Here is a 15,518-nt window from a genome sequence, read left to right as displayed (position 1 = left end):
TGTCCCCGAATCGCTTGGCTGTCGATCACGATCGATTACTTTCTCCTTCAACGCGCATATAAAACGTCCTTATTTCGTATTGCCTTGAAATATAGTATTCGTTTTTGTTCACAATGTCAAATCGATGCCGTATTGGCAGCTTTCACATTTTGCAGCTCGGGAAATTCGCTCGCAAACGCTTTTTTACGATGATGCCGCCAACGGAATAGGCTTGAAATGCCCCGGACATATTCGTCCGCAATCATGCCCGCATAGATGCCAAGCAAGCCGAACCCGACAGGAACAGCAAGCATATAGGATAAGCCGACCGACAGCGCCCACATGATCGGCAGCGAGTAGAGCATGATCACTCGGCTATCGCCGATTGCGCTTAACGATTGCCCCAGCGCCATATTCAGCATTTTCCCCGGCTGCAGCACCAGATTAAGCCAGAGCAGCGTCATCGCCGTGTCGATGATCCATTGATCCTCCGTAAACAGCCCTAACAGCTGTCGCCGGAATAAGAGCATAAGCACCGTGTTCGCAAGCACGATCACAACGCCCCAGCCGAGTACCTTGAACGCATCATAATAAACTTCGCGATAGCGACCGGCGCCAAACAGGTGGCTGATTCGAATTTGTACGCCCATCGCAAGCGACCAGCCGAACAAAAAAGCAAACGATTCAATCGTATTCATATACGTACGTGTGGCAAGCTCTTCCGCGCCCATCGACGCAATAATCGAATAGATGACCAGCTGCGAAAGCGTCCAAGAGCCGCCGTTCATGCTAAGCGGCCATCCCAGCTTCAGCACTTCTTTCAACAGCTTGCCGTTGAAGCGAGTAAACTCGCCAAACCGTATCCGTTCCCCGAACGCATGACGGAATAGTCGGAACTGAAACAGCATGGCTGTACTCCGTGCAATAATCATCGAGATGGCAACGCCGAACAGCCCCCACTTCGGAAACCCGAACGCCCCAAAAATAAACGCGTAGTTCAGTGCAATATGCAGCACATTCATGCCGACTGCAATGAGCATAGGCGAGCGCGTGTCGCCCGTATTGCGCACCGCCGTGCTGAAGGACAGGTTAAGCGCCGTAACGATCATGCCGCCGCCGACGATCGACATGTAGGTATGCGCCAGCGGCCGAATAGCTTCAGGCACTTGGAGCATGGCGATAATCGGATTCGTTGCAAAAATTAAAATAAGCGATATGACGACGCCTAACATAGCTGTTATGGAAACGGACATAATGCCAATTTGACGCGCCTCATAGCGTTTGTTTGCACCAAGCTTCTGAGCGATCAAAATGCCTGCTCCGCTGCATACGAGCGAGAACATCATAATGACGGCATTAAAAAATTGATTCGATATCCCTACCACGGCAACTGCATCATCTGAGATCCGGCTAACCATAACGGTATCCGCTGTTCCCAGCATAAATTGCAGCATCATCTCGATCATAATCGGCCAAGTTAATGCCCATATGGATATAGATGGAAGCGTGGCGGACGACTGCTTTTTATTAACCATGCTGTCAATGCCCCCCTGTCTCCGAACCATTGTAAGCGCATAACCAACGTTGGTCAAACCGCATATCCGAGCAAATTCCGCTTTATAAGACGGAAAACGCTGAAATAAACAAAGAGACACCCGCATTATGCGGGCATCTCTTCCATTTAGCCTATTATTCTGTTTAGAGCTCGTATTTGTCCATTTGATCCAAAAAGCTCCGCGATTTGAGCTGCAGCCCAATATGCGTATCCAACAGTCGCCGCATCGCTTTCTTTACTTCTGTTTTCGTTTCTTGCTTTAACGTCACATTGCCTAGACGACGCAAATCAAGCGAACGAAACAGCCGGAGCACCTTCATCGCGCCTTCGGATAGCCGTATCGCGTAAGGGTCCCGATGCATACAGCGTCTGCATAAAACGCCCCCGCCACCTGCGCTTACCGCAAACGGCCCTTCCTCCGATTCGCAGGAAATACATGCATTCAGCTGTGGATCGTAGCCTGCGCGCTGCAGCACCTTCATCTCGAAAAGATGGCTGACGATCTGCGGATCCTTATCCTGCTGCATCGCTTCAAAGCACGCTTTGAGCTGCGCATATAGGAACGGGTCCGCCTCGTCATCCTGCAGCGTTCGATCCGCAAGCTCCGCCGCATAGGATGCGTAAGCAGCTAATTCAAGCCGCTCTCGGAGCAAATGATTCGACTCCATAATTTCCCCATGATTCAACGTGCCTAGCCCGCCTCCGCCGCCGCGAAAAAAAACGAATTCACCGTATGTAAACGGCTGAGCGAGCGAGCCATGCCGGCTTCGAGCTTTCTTAGCGCCTCGAATAATGACGCCGGCCTTGCTCCCGCCCTCTGTCAGCAGGGTCACGATTTTGTTGCCTTCCCCATAATCCATGCTTCGAATAATTATGGCGTTGGTCCGGTAAAGCATCCCCATTTCCCCCATCGCAGGCAATCGCTGCTATCGCCTCTCCAGCCGCAAGCAGCGGATGCCCGTTGCCGCACGTCACTACACCAGTGACGGCGCTCCTTCCTCGCCCTGTTCCTGCAACTCGTCTGGAATACCGTCACTAGCTAGCTCATCTTGACTGAATTGGTGCATTTCCTTGTAGAGCAAAAACGCGTCAACATTGCCGGTTAACGCAAAATACTTCCACGAAAAATCTCGCATTCCGTATTCACCCTTTCCGCCCTGTCAGAAATCGCAAACACATTGCCCTGACCTTCGTAGGATGCGATAAAGGGTGAAACGGTATCCGTGACAAAATTCGTTAATCGAGCGATGGCAGCCTAATCGTGGCGGAACCCGAGATCCTTCAGCGTTCGTTCCGAGTTGCGCCAGTCCTTCTTCACCTTAACCCATAGCTCAAGGAATGTACGCGAGCCCAGCAGCGTTTCGATATCGCGGCGAGCTTGCTTGCCTACTTCCTTCAGCAATGCGCCTTGCTTGCCGATAATAATCCCCTTCTGCGAATCACGCTCCACGAAGATGACTGCGCCGATGTAAACGACGCCATTCTCCTGTACGCGCATATCCTCAATCGTAACCGCAATGGAATGCGGGATTTCTTCCCGCGTCTGGTGCAAAATTTTCTCGCGAATGAGCTCCGCGCATACGAATTGCTCCGGATGGTCCGTAATTTGGTCAGCCGGATAATACTGCGGCCCTTCCGGCAAGTAACGGCCAAGCTGCTCCAGCAGCGTCTCGACATTGTTGCCTTGAAGCGCGCTGATCGGAATGATCTCGGCAAAATCATACAAATCCTTATACTGCGTAATGATTTTGAGCAGCTCTTCCGGCTTTACCTTGTCGATTTTGTTCATGACGAGGAATACCGGCGTGTTTTTCACATTTTTCAACTGTTCAATAATAAAGCGGTCGCCGCCGCCAATGCCTTCAGACACGTCGATCAGGAACAGCGCCGCTTCTACCTCATCAAGGGCGTTCACGGCCGACTTGACCATGAAGTTGCCTAGCTTGGATTGCGGCTTATGAATGCCTGGCGTATCGAGAAATACGATTTGCTTGTCATCCTTCGTGTACACGCCATGGATTTTGTTCCGAGTTGTCTGTGGCTTGTCCGACATAATCGCGATCTTTTGACCGATAATATGATTCATAAGCGTCGATTTGCCTACATTCGGGCGGCCTACGATCGCTACAAAGCCGGAGTGAAACTTCTTTTTCCCGTTCTGATTGTCCTGTTTCATTAATTCGTTAATTCCTTCCTGTCGTATCTCGATTAGTTCGTATTTTCATTCAAATCTGAAGAGGTGAAAGCGCCAGGCAGCAGCTCGCCCACGGTTTTGACGACAATATCGCCGTTCAAATTGCCCATAATAACAGGCAGTGCCGGCCCGCCAAGCTCAATAAGCACCTGTCGGCAAACGCCGCATGGCGTGATCGGCGCAGCCGTATCGCCAATCACTGCAATCGCGCGAAACGATTGCGGCCCGCATCCATCTGCAATCGCCCGAAACAAAGCCGTTCTCTCCGCGCAATTCGTCGGGCCGTACGCAGCGTTTTCCACATTGCAGCCATAGTGGATGTGGCCATTCGCATCCAGCAAAGCTGCCCCAACTTGAAAATGGGAATACGGCACGTACGCCCGCTCGCGAGCCTCCCGTGCCGCATTCATAAGCTGCCGCCATTCCGGCTTAATCAGCTGTTCCTCCGTTCCACTCATGCCCGCTCCCCCTCTTCTTCCGCACATCGCCGTCTCTGGCCGAACCGATCAGGCTCCGAATACGCGCTGCCAAATTGGCGGACCGAGCAGCAGGATGCCGACTACGATTGCAAAAACAACGGCTAACAGCACAGCGCCAGCTGCGACATCCTTAGCGGCTTTAGCTAGCGGATGTCGCTCCAATCCCATTCGATCAACCGTCAGCTCAATAGCCGTATTCAGCATTTCAAGCGAGATAACGACAGCGCACATGATGAGCAGCGCCGTCCATTCCAGAGGCGATAGGCGCGCCCACGCTGCTGCAATACAGACAATGACGGTTGTTGTAAGATGAACTCGAATATGCCGCTGTGTACGCACGGCATATGCAATTCCTTCAACCGCATAATGCACGCTGCGCATAAACGTCCGCATTATCGCGGCAAGCCGGCCTTCTGGAGCACCGCTTCCTGCTTCGCCGTCATCTCCGCTTCACCCTCTGCATCCTCGTGGTCATAACCGATCAAATGCAAAAAACCGTGCACGAACAAAAAGCCGATTTCGCGCTCCAACGAGTGGCCGTACTCTTCGCTTTGCGCAAGCGCGCGCTCTGTCGAAATGATAATATCGCCGAGCATGCCCGAGAACGGGTCCGGTTCATCCTCCGACTCCACTTCGAATACGATCTCCGGCTCATCCTCGCCATCCTCTTGCATCGCGAACGACAACACGTCCGTTGGCCGATCGATATGTCGGAAATCGCGGTTCAACCGGTGGATTTCCTCGTCATCCACAAACGTAAGCGAAACATCGCCCTCGGTCAGTCCCTCCTGCTCGCCGGCGATCTGCAGAAGCTGCTCCAGTCGAGTAATCCACGCCTCGGGAATTTCAATCTTGTCCTGCTCGTTGCTCCAATCCAATTGCAAGCTCATGCTAGCCGCTCCTTCGGTTTGACATCGTCTGGGTATTCAATCCGCGAATGGAAAATGCCGATTACCGCTTCTTTCAGCGTCTGCGCGATTTTATCGAGCTCTTTCATCGTCAAGTCGCATTCGTTAAATTGATGGTCATCCAAACGGTCCTTAATAATTTTGTGGATCATCGTTTCGATCTGTTCCATCGTAGGCTTGCGCAAGCTTCGAACGGCTGCCTCCACGCAATCCGCGATGCCGACGATCGCCGCTTCCTTCGATTGCGCTTTCGGTCCTGGATAACGGAAATCGTCAGCCGTGAAATCCGCCTCTACGCCTTGCTCCTCCGCTTGCTTCAACGCTTTGTGGTAAAAGTATTTCAAAAAAGTCGTGCCATGATGCTGCTCCGCAATGTCCCGGATCGGTTTCGGGATGTTGTAGCCTCTGAGCATGTCCACGCCATCGCGCGCATGCGCGACAATGATCGACTTGCTCAGCTTCGGCTCGATGGAATCATGCGGGTTCTCGATATTGGTCTGGTTTTCGATAAAATAGTTCGGCCGTTTCGTCTTGCCGATGTCGTGGTAGAAGGAGCCGACCCGGCATAGGAGCCCATCTGCTCCAATCGACTCGGCTGCCGCTTCGGACAGGTTGCCGACCATTACGCTATGATGATAAGTGCCCGGCGTCTCGGTCAGCAGCTTCCGCAGCAATGGATGATTCGGACTCGACAGCTCAATGAGCTTGAGCGCCGACAAGATGCCAAACGTCACCTCGAAGAACGGCACAATTCCAATCACCAATACGGCCGTTATCAATCCGCTGGCGAAAGCGAAGCCCGTCGCATATATGAGCTCCGTTTGATCGATCTTTTCCCCTAGCAGTTGAATAGCCAGCACGGATACTGCGCCGAATAAGCTCGCCATGATGCCCGCTTTCAAAATCGTCGAGCGCTGACTGGCGCGATGCACCGCAAAAATAGCAGAAAACGATACCACGGCAATCACGAACCCGTAATTGAAATCAAACAAGCGCTCCCGGCTTACATTGAAAATGATGCTGCCAGCGATTGCAAACAGAAACGAGCTTACAATTGCAACGTTCATATCGAGCAGCAGCGCGATGAGCATCGTACCCGTTGCAACCGGGGCAAGATAGCCCACGAACGAGGTCGAAGATGTCTGAGCCAGGCTGACGATCTGCATAATCGTCAAATTAATAAAAAAGATAAGCAGCAGCATCAGCAGCTGCGGATTGCCGAATTTAGGTTTGGAACCGCTTATTCCGCCGGATTGCGCCATGTAGCTGAACAGGACGACGACGAATAACAGCGCCAGCAGAAATGCGCCTAGCTGCGGCCAATAGGAACGTTTGTCCTGAAGCAGCCCCGCATTTTCCAGCAGCTCATATTTCTCAGCCGTTATTAACTCGCCTTTGGCTACGATCACGTCGCCTTCGGCGATCTCGACCCGCTGCGTCTGCTCGCGCGCCGCTGCTCTCGCGTTGTTGGTCGCTTCCTTGTCATAAAACTTGTTCGGCATGATCGCATAACGAGCAAGCTCCTGCACAATTTCCCGTGCCGAACGATTCGAGAGAGAGCTGGCATTGATCAGCTCCGCAACTCGCGTACGAGCGGTCTCTGCATCCCGAAGCTGATCCGACATCAGCTTGCGGACGACTTCCATCGCGATGCCGCGCATATCGGCAAGCTGGTCTTGCGACAGCTTCGGCAGCTTATAATAGGTCTCTTCCGGGACCGTATACCGCTGCTCCTTCGCTGCGCGAAGCATTTCTTCCAGCAGCGATTCATTATAAGCGCCCAGACCATTATTCGATTTTGCGAACCGATCAAGGTACTCGTCATATTTGCCGGGAATCTCATTGCGGTAAATTTCGATCTTGTCAGCAGTGCTTACGCCATCATCCAGATTCAACTGATCCATGCGCGCGAATATTTGATCCACCAGCTGATCGCCGCGAAGCGCGACGTATGTGTATATCGGCTCGACCGCTTCGGCCGCTTTCTCCTGCGCTTGAAGCGTCGCTTTCTCGTCAAAAATCGGCTTAGGCGCCTCAATTGTTTTTTCGCTTACGGCCCCCTTCTTCACATCGTACGTCTGAGGCACGAGATAAGGAGACAAGTTAAAATAAAACAGCAGCATGAACAGAAAAAGCAGCGCGTAGCGTACGCCCGCGCTTTGCTTCCATCCTGTCGTCCTTGAAGAATATCCTGGTCGGTTGTCCTTATTCCGGTTCATGCAGCGTACAATCCTCTCTATGCTTGGTTTTCCGCGTCATGGTTGTAAGCCGTTATAATTTTCTGCACCAAGGTGTGGCGTACGACATCCTGCTCCGAGAAGGTAATGAATCCGATTTCGTCAATGCCCTGCAAAATGCGCGACGCTTCAATCAGGCCCGATTTCTTGCCCCGAGGCAAGTCGATCTGCGTTACGTCGCCTGTGATTACCATCCGTGAGCCGAAGCCCAGGCGTGTTAAAAACATTTTCATTTGTTCGGGCGTCGTGTTCTGCGCCTCGTCCAAAATGATAAAAGAGTCGTCCAGCGTACGCCCGCGCATATAAGCCAGTGGAGCTACCTCAATCATGCCGCGCTCGAACAGCTTCGTCGTCTGCTCCAGCCCGAGCACATCATGCAGCGCATCATATAACGGGCGCAAGTAAGGGTCTACCTTCTCCTGCAGATCGCCAGGGAGGAAGCCTAGGTTCTCGCCAGCCTCTACGGCAGGGCGCGTCAGCATGATTTTCTTAACAGCGCCTTCCTTGAGCGAGGCGACAGCCAAAACTACCGCCAGATACGTCTTGCCCGTTCCCGCAGGCCCTATCCCAAAGACGATATCTTTCTTTTTGATCGTATGAATATAATGCCGTTGGCCAATCGTCTTAACCCGAATCGGCTTTCCTTTGTAAGTTGTCGTAATCGTATAGGTCAGCAGGTCTAGCAGCTGATCTGCCTGCAGCTGGCGAGCCAGCTCGAGCGCATACGTTACGTCCCGCTCTGTTGGCGTGAAGCCGCCGCGGATAAGCTGAAGCAACACGCTGAACAATTGCTCCAGCGATTCAACCTCCGCGGGTTCGCCCGTAATGACGATCTCAGCATCTCTCGACTGGATTGATGCGTTCATTTGGCCTTCTATCAGCCGCAAGTACCGATCTTGGGGGCCGAATACGGCAAGTCCCTCCGCTGCGTTGCGCAGCGTCAATTTTACGATCTTCGTCTCATTGTGCAAATAGACTCATTCTCCTTGCATGGGTACTAGTGGCATTTCTGCAACAATTGATTGTTCGACTTCCAGAAGCACTTTCAAATAAACTTTACCATTCTCCGTCTTTTCATGCAAAAGTTTTTCGGCTAGAACGACGGCATCCGACCCCGCTTTGGTCATCAAATCGGCTTTTGCCTGCTGGATCCCTTTGGATATCGCTTCCTCTTTGGACAATACGCGCTCATCCAGACGCACCTCCAGCACCGTTTCTTTCAAGCGTCCTACGGGCAGATGGAGCCCGCGCCATGAAGCCTTCTCTTCCAATTGCACGGTCTCGAATGTTGCAAAGGGGCTGTCTCCGAACCCGCTGACCTGCAGCGCGCGGTCGCCAAGAACGAGATGCCATTTGATTTTGGATTCCCCTGTATATACTTTAACCTTTTCTGTTAAAGGAGAAACGATCGTATATTCATGCCAAACCAGCCCGCGGACCTTGCCCTTCGCAACGACGGTTTGCGTGTCCGTTTCGCCGCCAATCGTCCCGGAGATCAGAATATCCCCTTTCTGGACGCGCATGTTTCGTTTGACGACAGGCCTTCCAGCATCCGCTTGAATTTCAGTAATGACCGCATTGGCCGACGCGATAAGATGTCGAGGGTTAAGCAAAGGGCCCGCTTCCGGCTTGGTCGACTCGACGACGCTGATGACGATCGAGGTTCCCTTCTTCTGTACGCCAACCCACGCGGCATCAGGCAGCCGGGCTGCCAATCGCTTGGCGAGCAAAGCAGGCTCCTCGAGCTTGAACGACCATTGCAGCTGATGGATGCCTTCCGCTTCAGCCGCTTGCAAGATTTGATCATCCGAGATATGGATATTCCCTTTCACCTGAACGCTCCAGACTAGAGAGGAGAGCACATACATGCCAATGAGGAAAATAAGCAGCCCCATCGCAAAAAATACGCGGCGGCGAAGCTTAACGACCCAGAAGGGCATGCCTTCGCGCCCCGCGACATGGACACGACAGCTCGTCCGCTTCAAATAAGGCCGCATACGGAAAAAATGGCCTACCGTCGTCTCGAACTCCAGTTCGCCCCCGCTTGTCCGGCGAATCGACCACAGCTCCAGCCCGCCGGCGAGCGCTCGGTTAACGAACGACTCAGGCTCGTCGCCGCGAACCTGCACCGTCACGATCCCTTTTACCCATTGCATCCAAGTCCCTTTCACGCCGCCCTCTCCTCTCTTGTCCCCCGATAGCGAACCGGCAGGCTCGCCGGTTCAGATCGCCTTACATGCCGTGCACTTCGATATGTTTAATGACGCCTTCCACGAATACTTCCTCCGTCCAGATTGTCCGGATAATCAGATTCGCTCCCGTCACTTCCAGCTCGCCCTTGCTAAGCGCCAATCGCAACCGGTCGCTTGAGAAATGAAGCACCCCGCGATGGTTCTCGATATAGAGCTGCCGGTCACCGATCATCGTCAGACGGGGAAGGTCGTAAACGACATCCTGCGGCAGCTCTAACAGATCGGCTGTTAACTTCTGTAACTTACGGTTCATGCGGCGCATCCGATTCCCGTTCCCCCTTCCCGTACTTTACCAAACTATGCGGCACCCCTTCGGATTATGAAGCCAAATAAAAAAGCCCGTGCTGAAGAGGATCGCAAGATCCAGCATCAACACGGACTATCGTGAAACGAATTATCGGCGAAACGGACGCTTCGCCCTCGGCGGTCCTAATATCTCGGACCAGAGAACAGCTTGCCTGAGCGTCTCCGCTGTCGGCTTCAGCTCGTTCTGCCGCTCCCTTGAAGCAAGGGGAGGCTGAGAGGAATCCGCTGCGGTCGATAGGCGGGACGGGCGCTCTGACCGTGCGCCAACGCGCTGCACGGGTTCAGCCGCCCTTACGCCAGCAGAAACCGCCGCAGGCGCTTCATACGCTTCTGCTGGCGCTGGCTGGCGCTGCTGGGGTCTAGGCTCGGCGAGCGGCTGCGCCATCGTTGGACGCGGATCGCTCTCGTCTGACCGCTGCACGCGCCCCGTGCGAGCCGGTTGACCGGAAGGCTGGTCCCCGCCATTGCCGAAATCCGGCATTCTTCTGTTTCTTCCCTTGCTTTTATTGCTCTTGTTCAACATCGAGAATAAGAAGCCAACGACAACCACGACGATGTAAATGTTATGAAGCAGGAACGAAATTAAATCTTCCATCGCGCTCATTACGCCTTATCGTCAGGCTGCGAATCTGGTTTGCCGATGGAGCTGCGCATATGGGTATCGGCTTCAATGTTTTTCATGTTCATATAGTCCATTACGCCTAGCTTGCCGCTCTTCAGCGCATCAGCCATTGCCAGCGGAACCTGAGACTCCGATTCCACCACGCGTGCGCGCATCTCTACGACCTTGGCTTTCATCTCTTGCTCTTGCGCGACAGCCATTGCGCGGCGCTCCTCCGCTTTTGCCTGCGCAATCCGCTTGTCTGCCTCCGCTTGCTCTGTTTGCAAATGTGCGCCAATGTTTTTGCCTACGTCCACATCCGCGATGTCGATCGACAAAATTTCGAATGCCGTACCTGCATCCAAGCCTTTGCCAAGAACGGTGCGGGAGATCAGATCCGGATTTTCCAATACATCCTTATGCGAATTGGAGGAGCCTACCGTCGTGACGATCCCTTCGCCTACGCGCGCGATAATCGTCTCTTCGCCAGCGCCGCCGACGAGCCGCTCGATGTTCGCGCGAACCGTTACCCGAGCTTTAACCTTTACCTCAATGCCATCCTTAGCGACAGCCGCGACAATCGGCGTCTCGATGACGCGCGGATTTACGCTCATTTGTACAGCCTGCAGCACATCACGGCCTGCAAGGTCGATCGCCGCTGCCCGCTCGAATACGAGCGGAATGTTCGCGCGCTGCGCAGCAATAAGTGCGTTGACGACGCGATCCACGTTACCGCCTGCAAGGAAGTGGCTTTCCAGCTGATTGATCGTTAATCCCAAGCCTGCTTTGGTCGCTTTAATGAGCGGATTCACAATACGGCTAGGCACGACGCGGCGTAGGCGCATGGCAACCAGCGTAATGATGCTTATACGAACCCCCGATGCGAGTGCCGAAACCCATAGCATAATGGGGAAAAAACTAAGAAAGATGGATAGCAAAATGACAGCGACTACAGCTATGACCAAAAAAGTTACCACTTGCGGCTCCATGAAATTAAACCCCTCCATTTGGATTAGATGTGTGGGACGTTGGTTTGACGACGATTCGAGTTCCTTCTGCCAGCACAACTTCGACCGGCGTGCCCGCAGGGACGAACTGCCCATCCGTTACAACGTCAACGCGCTCGCCATTGAGCTCGATCGCGCCTGCCGGACGCAGCGGCGTTATGGTCAGACCCTGCTGTCCGATTAACGTTACGCGCGAAGGGCTGGATACATACCCTTCCTCGGTCGAAAGCTTATCGCGAAGAATAAATTTGTTCCAGATTCCGCGATGGCTGTATTTCTTCGCAATGATGTACACGATGGCAGCAGCTACCGCCATAGCGATCATGAGCGCATACAACGCTACGAGGGCGCTTTGGGCTGCGGTGACTACGCCTGCGACCAGAGCAATAGCCCCGAGTATACCTAGTATGCCAAAGCTTGGAATAAACAGCTCCAGCACAAGCAGGACGATGCCTAGTATAAAGAGCAGCACCGACTCTCGGCCGGCGAAGCCTGCGATATAATGCCCCGTAAAGAACAGCACGAACGATAGGATGCCGATAATTCCCGGAATGCCGAAGCCTGGAAGAATCATTTCCAGCGCAATCCCCGCAATGCCCAGTACTAGCAGGACGGTGATCATTAGCGGCGAGGTCAACCAGCCCGCGATTCGTTCCGCCGCTGAAGGCGAAACATCAATTAAGGAGCGCTCATTCAACCCCAGCCACTTCAGCGTTTCATCTACATTCGCAGCGAGATGCTCGGCATAGCCTGCTTTTAACGCTTCCGATGCGGTAAGGGTAAGGATATCTCCCCTTTCCTTCGTCCGCCCGATTGCCGTTAACTTAATTTCAGCATTCACATCCGTCATCGCCGCTGCATAATTTGGATCACGGCCATGAAGACGAGCCGCCTCCATCATCTCGCTGGTCCAGAACGATACCGTCTTCGGATTGTCGACCAGCTCGCCTGACCCATCTACAACGGCTGCCGCTCCGATCGTGCTGCCTGGCTGCATAACGATCTGCTCGGCGTTCAGCGCGATATACGTCCCCGCCGATACCGCTTTCCCTTCAACGAACACCGTAGTCGGCACCTTGCTTGCTTTTATTAAGCCGCCGATCTCCTCAGCGCTGTCCAAGCGTCCGCCATACGTGTTCAAGACGAGGACGATTCGCTCAGCCCGCGCCTCCTCTGCCTCCTTGTATGCGCGCTCCAAGAAAGATTGGAGCCCCGCCTGCACCGTTTGCTTGGCATGAATCACATACACGGCGCCTCCTGCGGCAGGCGCAGGCTTCATCTCGGCAAGCGCAACCGATTGAAACAGCCACGGCAGCAGCAGCATAGCCAGCAGCCCTACTGCCCAGACCTTGGCGAGCTGCAGCGCTTGTAACCTATTGCCTGGTTGGAACAAACCTGTATTCCCCCTTCATGGCATAGCCTCGTCATCGTAACCATCCATACGCATATTTTACCATTACGTTGCGTTTTCTGCTCGATATACATGAGCGCATAGAAAAAACACTCCCTAAGATAGGGAGTGTTACTTGTCCGTACGAATGCTATTGCAATGATTGTTGCACAATCGTGTTTACTAGTTTACCGTCCGCTCGCCCTTTTACCTTTGGCATGAGAGCGCTCATGACTTTTCCCATCTCGGCTTTTGAAGAAGCACCGGTTTCCTGGATGGCCTGCAGTACAATTGACTTGATTTCTACTTCTGTCAGCTGCTCGGGAAGGTATACACCAATAATATCGATTTCTGCGGCAACAGTTGTTGCAAGATCGTCGCGGCCCGCTTTTTCAAATTCTTGGAGGGAATCTTTACGTTGTTTGATCTCCCGACTCAGTATATCAAGCACTTCGCTATCCTCCAAGGGACGCTTCAAATCAATCTCTGCGTTCTTGACGGAAGCACGAATCATGCGAATCGTTGTAAGCTTGAACTTGTCCTGATTCTTCATCGCTTGCTTCATATCGTCGTTCAATCGATCGCTAAGGTTCATTGTGGAATGATCCTCCTAAAACTTTCTTTTACGCGCAGCCTCGGACTTCTTCTTGCGTTTCACGCTAGGCTTCTCGTAATGCTTGCGTTTCTTAACCTCAGCAAGAACGCCGTCCTTCGCGATGGAGCGCTTGAAGCGGCGGAGTGCAGCATCGATTGTCTCATTTTTGCGAACTTTCGTTTCAGACACCAGTTTTCCCTCCCTCCGAAACAGACCGTCCAGAGAATTTGACCGTAATCAAATTTCATTATAGATGAAAAGGAAAGGCAGTGTCAACTTACAGTATTCGAAACAATCGATCCCAATTTTCTGCCGCCCAGCAAGTGGAAGTGCAGATGGCTAACCTCCATGCCGCTATCCTCATTGCAGTTGTTCACGAGACGGTAGCCAGACTCAGCAATGCCAAGCTCTTGCGCGATTTTGCGGGCCGCAGCGAACAGCTCGGCGATGACCGCATCATCCGTGCCTGTCTCCACTTCGTTCATCGTAACAATATGCTTTTTCGGAATAATGATGATATGTACTGGCGCTTGCGGCGTGATGTCGTGGAAGGCAACAACCTGTTCGCTTTCATACACTTTACGGGACGGCACTTCACCTTGGACAATTTTACAAAAAATACACATGATCGAAACTCCCTTCCTTTGCCTGTGCGGCAATTATGGTTATCTCTATCATAATTCAAATATGGAACGCTCGTCCAATCCTAAGCAACCAAAAAGCGCCAAGCACACTGCCGTACTGCACGCACGGAAGGCACTAGGCGCTACTTAAGGGCTGTGCATCAAGCTATCAAGCTCAATAAAACGGAAGCAGCGACAAGCCGACAAGCGCAGCCAGCGGCAGCGTCTGACGAATGAAGCGGCGTCTTGGGTAGTACGGATACGGGTAAAATGGTGCGCCGAACGGTCCGCCGAACGGTCCGCCAAACGGGCTGAAAGGGCCAAAGCCGCGCGAATCAACCATCATGACTCCGCATGGCACCGCCAAGCAAACAAATTCATCATCGATATGCTCGACAATGCCGTCCGTGCACCAGCCATTATACGTCCGTGCCAATACATAACGATGCATATGCTGATTGCACCAGTGCTTCATTTCCATTTTGTTCGGTGCTGCCGGCGCCGTAACCTCCGGCTTCACAGGCGCTGGCAAAGGCATCGGCATAACATTCGTCGGCGTTTTGACGTGCGTGCCTTGCTTCCCAGTTGCAGCTGGCTTCACCGATGCGCCTGGCTTCGCTGACGCATCCGTTTTGAGCGGCGATAGTTTCTGAATTGTTTTTCCTAGCTCCATACAGAATCACCCTCCTATTTCCTACACTGTATGCAGAAATAGGCGTTCGGCTACAACTGGACTAGGCGTTTATCCGAAACATTGCCGCGGTGTAAAGAACCTTACAGCTTCGGGTTCGATTGATCAATAATTTGCTGCAGCTTCTGGCCAATCTCCACCCAGCTTCCGCCGCTTTGCGTGGACATCGCCACCATTTTATCCGTTGGATTCAGGTCGAACGACTCCAATATTGCGCCAAGCTGCTTATAAGCATCCGCTAACGAAGCTACGTACCGCTTCTCTTGCTCCGTTAAAGCGCCCGCATGCGTTCCCAGCTTCGAAAGCGACTGTTCCGCGTCAGCGACAAACGCCTCAGCCGTTTGCACCGCCGGCTTATGCGGGGGCAGCGTACGCGCTTGCGCCGCTTCAATAAACACCGAAAGCTTCGGTGCGTGCTGGAACGCTTGTCCTAGTGCGTACATCGTCGCTGTACGGTCCGCTGCATCCGTCGATGCAGCCAGCTGCCCCAGTGATGCCGCGACCAACTGGACATGCTGCTTGGCTTCCATGCCTGCGGCGATAATGGCTTCGCCTTCAGCCCGCTTGTCGTCCTGTCCGTTCTGAAGCTTCAGCGAGTACAGAAGCACGTTGCCAATCAGGCAAAAGGTAAGGAGCACCAGCAAAACAGGTACCGTATAAGATCTTTTCTTCGTCGTTTCTTTGTTCACGTTCAATGTCCT

General features: G+C 53.1%; 19 protein-coding genes. All 19 read right to left on the bottom strand.

Annotated elements, in window-relative coordinates; translation table 11 throughout:
- Positions 1–116: 116 nt before the first annotated feature.
- Entirely contained in the window at positions 117–1,514 is a 1,398-nt protein-coding gene (locus PAECUDRAFT_RS01405; protein WP_144266418.1) for an MATE family efflux transporter, read from the bottom strand.
- Positions 1,515–1,677: 163 nt separating this feature from the next.
- Positions 1,678–2,430, bottom strand: a complete 753-nt coding sequence (recO, locus tag PAECUDRAFT_RS01400; protein WP_006036301.1) for a DNA repair protein RecO — start codon at positions 2,428–2,430, stop codon at positions 1,678–1,680.
- A 78-nt stretch (positions 2,431–2,508) separates the two neighbouring features.
- Entirely contained in the window at positions 2,509–2,670 is a 162-nt protein-coding gene (locus PAECUDRAFT_RS25135; protein ID WP_006036300.1) for a YqzL family protein, read from the bottom strand.
- Between the two features lie 119 nt (positions 2,671–2,789).
- Positions 2,790–3,710 carry a GTPase Era gene (gene era / locus PAECUDRAFT_RS01395; protein ID WP_006036299.1) on the bottom strand — a complete coding sequence of 307 codons (921 nt, stop codon included), beginning with the start codon at positions 3,708–3,710 and terminating at the stop codon, positions 2,790–2,792.
- Between the two features lie 32 nt (positions 3,711–3,742).
- Positions 3,743–4,186 (bottom strand): cytidine deaminase, encoded by a 444-nt coding sequence (locus PAECUDRAFT_RS01390; protein ID WP_006036298.1) that lies wholly within the window; start codon positions 4,184–4,186, stop codon positions 3,743–3,745.
- Positions 4,187–4,234: 48 nt separating this feature from the next.
- A complete protein-coding gene (locus PAECUDRAFT_RS01385) occupies positions 4,235–4,588 on the bottom strand; it encodes a diacylglycerol kinase family protein (protein ID WP_233516704.1) in 354 nt (117 codons plus the stop codon).
- An 11-nt stretch (positions 4,589–4,599) separates the two neighbouring features.
- Positions 4,600–5,097, bottom strand: coding sequence for an rRNA maturation RNase YbeY (gene ybeY, locus PAECUDRAFT_RS01380; protein WP_006036296.1), 498 nt, complete (start codon positions 5,095–5,097; stop codon positions 4,600–4,602).
- Positions 5,094–7,334 carry an HD family phosphohydrolase gene (locus tag PAECUDRAFT_RS01375; RefSeq protein WP_006036295.1) on the bottom strand — a complete coding sequence of 747 codons (2,241 nt, stop codon included), beginning with the start codon at positions 7,332–7,334 and terminating at the stop codon, positions 5,094–5,096. The genes ybeY and PAECUDRAFT_RS01375 overlap by 4 nt, the downstream gene beginning before the upstream one ends.
- Before the next feature lie 17 nt (positions 7,335–7,351).
- Positions 7,352–8,323, bottom strand: coding sequence for a PhoH family protein (locus PAECUDRAFT_RS01370; protein WP_006036294.1), 972 nt, complete (start codon positions 8,321–8,323; stop codon positions 7,352–7,354).
- A 6-nt stretch (positions 8,324–8,329) separates the two neighbouring features.
- On the bottom strand, positions 8,330–9,523 hold the full coding sequence (yqfD, locus tag PAECUDRAFT_RS01365; protein WP_006036293.1) for a sporulation protein YqfD: 1,194 nt from the start codon (positions 9,521–9,523) through the stop codon (positions 8,330–8,332).
- Positions 9,524–9,584: 61 nt separating this feature from the next.
- The gene (yqfC, locus tag PAECUDRAFT_RS01360) at positions 9,585–9,866 is read right to left on the bottom strand and encodes a sporulation protein YqfC (protein ID WP_006036292.1); all 282 of its coding nucleotides are present in this window, start codon (positions 9,864–9,866) and stop codon (positions 9,585–9,587) included.
- Positions 9,867–9,998: 132 nt separating this feature from the next.
- Complete coding sequence (locus tag PAECUDRAFT_RS01355; RefSeq protein ID WP_144266417.1) at positions 9,999–10,505, bottom strand: hypothetical protein; 507 nt, start codon at positions 10,503–10,505, stop codon at positions 9,999–10,001.
- 8 nt (positions 10,506–10,513) lie between these two features.
- Positions 10,514–11,500 (bottom strand): flotillin-like protein FloA, encoded by a 987-nt coding sequence (gene floA / locus PAECUDRAFT_RS01350; protein WP_006036290.1) that lies wholly within the window; start codon positions 11,498–11,500, stop codon positions 10,514–10,516.
- 4 nt (positions 11,501–11,504) lie between these two features.
- The gene (locus PAECUDRAFT_RS01345; RefSeq protein ID WP_006036289.1) at positions 11,505–12,911 is read right to left on the bottom strand and encodes an NfeD family protein; all 1,407 of its coding nucleotides are present in this window, start codon (positions 12,909–12,911) and stop codon (positions 11,505–11,507) included.
- 148 nt (positions 12,912–13,059) lie between these two features.
- Positions 13,060–13,503, bottom strand: a complete 444-nt coding sequence (locus PAECUDRAFT_RS01340; protein ID WP_006036288.1) for a GatB/YqeY domain-containing protein — start codon at positions 13,501–13,503, stop codon at positions 13,060–13,062.
- 15 nt (positions 13,504–13,518) lie between these two features.
- Entirely contained in the window at positions 13,519–13,692 is a 174-nt protein-coding gene (gene rpsU / locus PAECUDRAFT_RS01335) for a 30S ribosomal protein S21 (RefSeq protein WP_005547957.1), read from the bottom strand.
- Between the two features lie 83 nt (positions 13,693–13,775).
- Entirely contained in the window at positions 13,776–14,129 is a 354-nt protein-coding gene (locus PAECUDRAFT_RS01330; RefSeq protein WP_006036287.1) for a histidine triad nucleotide-binding protein, read from the bottom strand.
- 172 nt (positions 14,130–14,301) lie between these two features.
- Entirely contained in the window at positions 14,302–14,799 is a 498-nt protein-coding gene (locus tag PAECUDRAFT_RS26240) for a hypothetical protein (RefSeq protein ID WP_006036286.1), read from the bottom strand.
- Between the two features lie 101 nt (positions 14,800–14,900).
- A complete protein-coding gene (locus PAECUDRAFT_RS01320; protein WP_006036285.1) occupies positions 14,901–15,506 on the bottom strand; it encodes a hypothetical protein in 606 nt (201 codons plus the stop codon).
- Positions 15,507–15,518: the final 12 nt, after the last annotated feature.

Source organism: Paenibacillus curdlanolyticus YK9 (assembly GCF_000179615.1).
GTDB lineage: Bacteria > Bacillota > Bacilli > Paenibacillales > Paenibacillaceae > Paenibacillus_T > Paenibacillus_T curdlanolyticus.
The sequence above is the reverse complement of the archived record's forward strand: the minus strand, read 5'-3'. Positions and strand labels throughout refer to the sequence as shown.

Excerpts from the sequence above, each read along its gene's own strand:
- era (WP_006036299.1), bottom strand. The coding sequence starts at position 3,710 with ATGAAACAGGACAATCAGAACGGGAAAAAGAAGTTTCACTCCGGCTTT.
- floA (WP_006036290.1), bottom strand. The coding sequence starts at position 11,500 with ATGGAGCCGCAAGTGGTAACTTTTTTGGTCATAGCTGTAGTCGCTGTC.
- PAECUDRAFT_RS01340 (WP_006036288.1), bottom strand. The coding sequence starts at position 13,503 with ATGAACCTTAGCGATCGATTGAACGACGATATGAAGCAAGCGATGAAG.
- ybeY (WP_006036296.1), bottom strand. The coding sequence starts at position 5,097 with ATGAGCTTGCAATTGGATTGGAGCAACGAGCAGGACAAGATTGAAATT.
- PAECUDRAFT_RS01330 (WP_006036287.1), bottom strand. The coding sequence starts at position 14,129 with ATGTGTATTTTTTGTAAAATTGTCCAAGGTGAAGTGCCGTCCCGTAAA.
- PAECUDRAFT_RS01355 (WP_144266417.1), bottom strand. The coding sequence starts at position 10,505 with ATGGAAGATTTAATTTCGTTCCTGCTTCATAACATTTACATCGTCGTG.
- PAECUDRAFT_RS01405 (WP_144266418.1), bottom strand. The coding sequence starts at position 1,514 with ATGGTTAATAAAAAGCAGTCGTCCGCCACGCTTCCATCTATATCCATA.
- PAECUDRAFT_RS01390 (WP_006036298.1), bottom strand. The coding sequence starts at position 4,186 with ATGAGTGGAACGGAGGAACAGCTGATTAAGCCGGAATGGCGGCAGCTT.
- recO (WP_006036301.1), bottom strand. The coding sequence starts at position 2,430 with ATGCTTTACCGGACCAACGCCATAATTATTCGAAGCATGGATTATGGG.
- PAECUDRAFT_RS26240 (WP_006036286.1), bottom strand. The coding sequence starts at position 14,799 with ATGGAGCTAGGAAAAACAATTCAGAAACTATCGCCGCTCAAAACGGAT.
- PAECUDRAFT_RS01375 (WP_006036295.1), bottom strand. The coding sequence starts at position 7,334 with ATGAACCGGAATAAGGACAACCGACCAGGATATTCTTCAAGGACGACA.
- PAECUDRAFT_RS25135 (WP_006036300.1), bottom strand. The coding sequence starts at position 2,670 with ATGCGAGATTTTTCGTGGAAGTATTTTGCGTTAACCGGCAATGTTGAC.
- PAECUDRAFT_RS01385 (WP_233516704.1), bottom strand. The coding sequence starts at position 4,588 with ATGCGCAGCGTGCATTATGCGGTTGAAGGAATTGCATATGCCGTGCGT.
- yqfC (WP_006036292.1), bottom strand. The coding sequence starts at position 9,866 with ATGCGCCGCATGAACCGTAAGTTACAGAAGTTAACAGCCGATCTGTTA.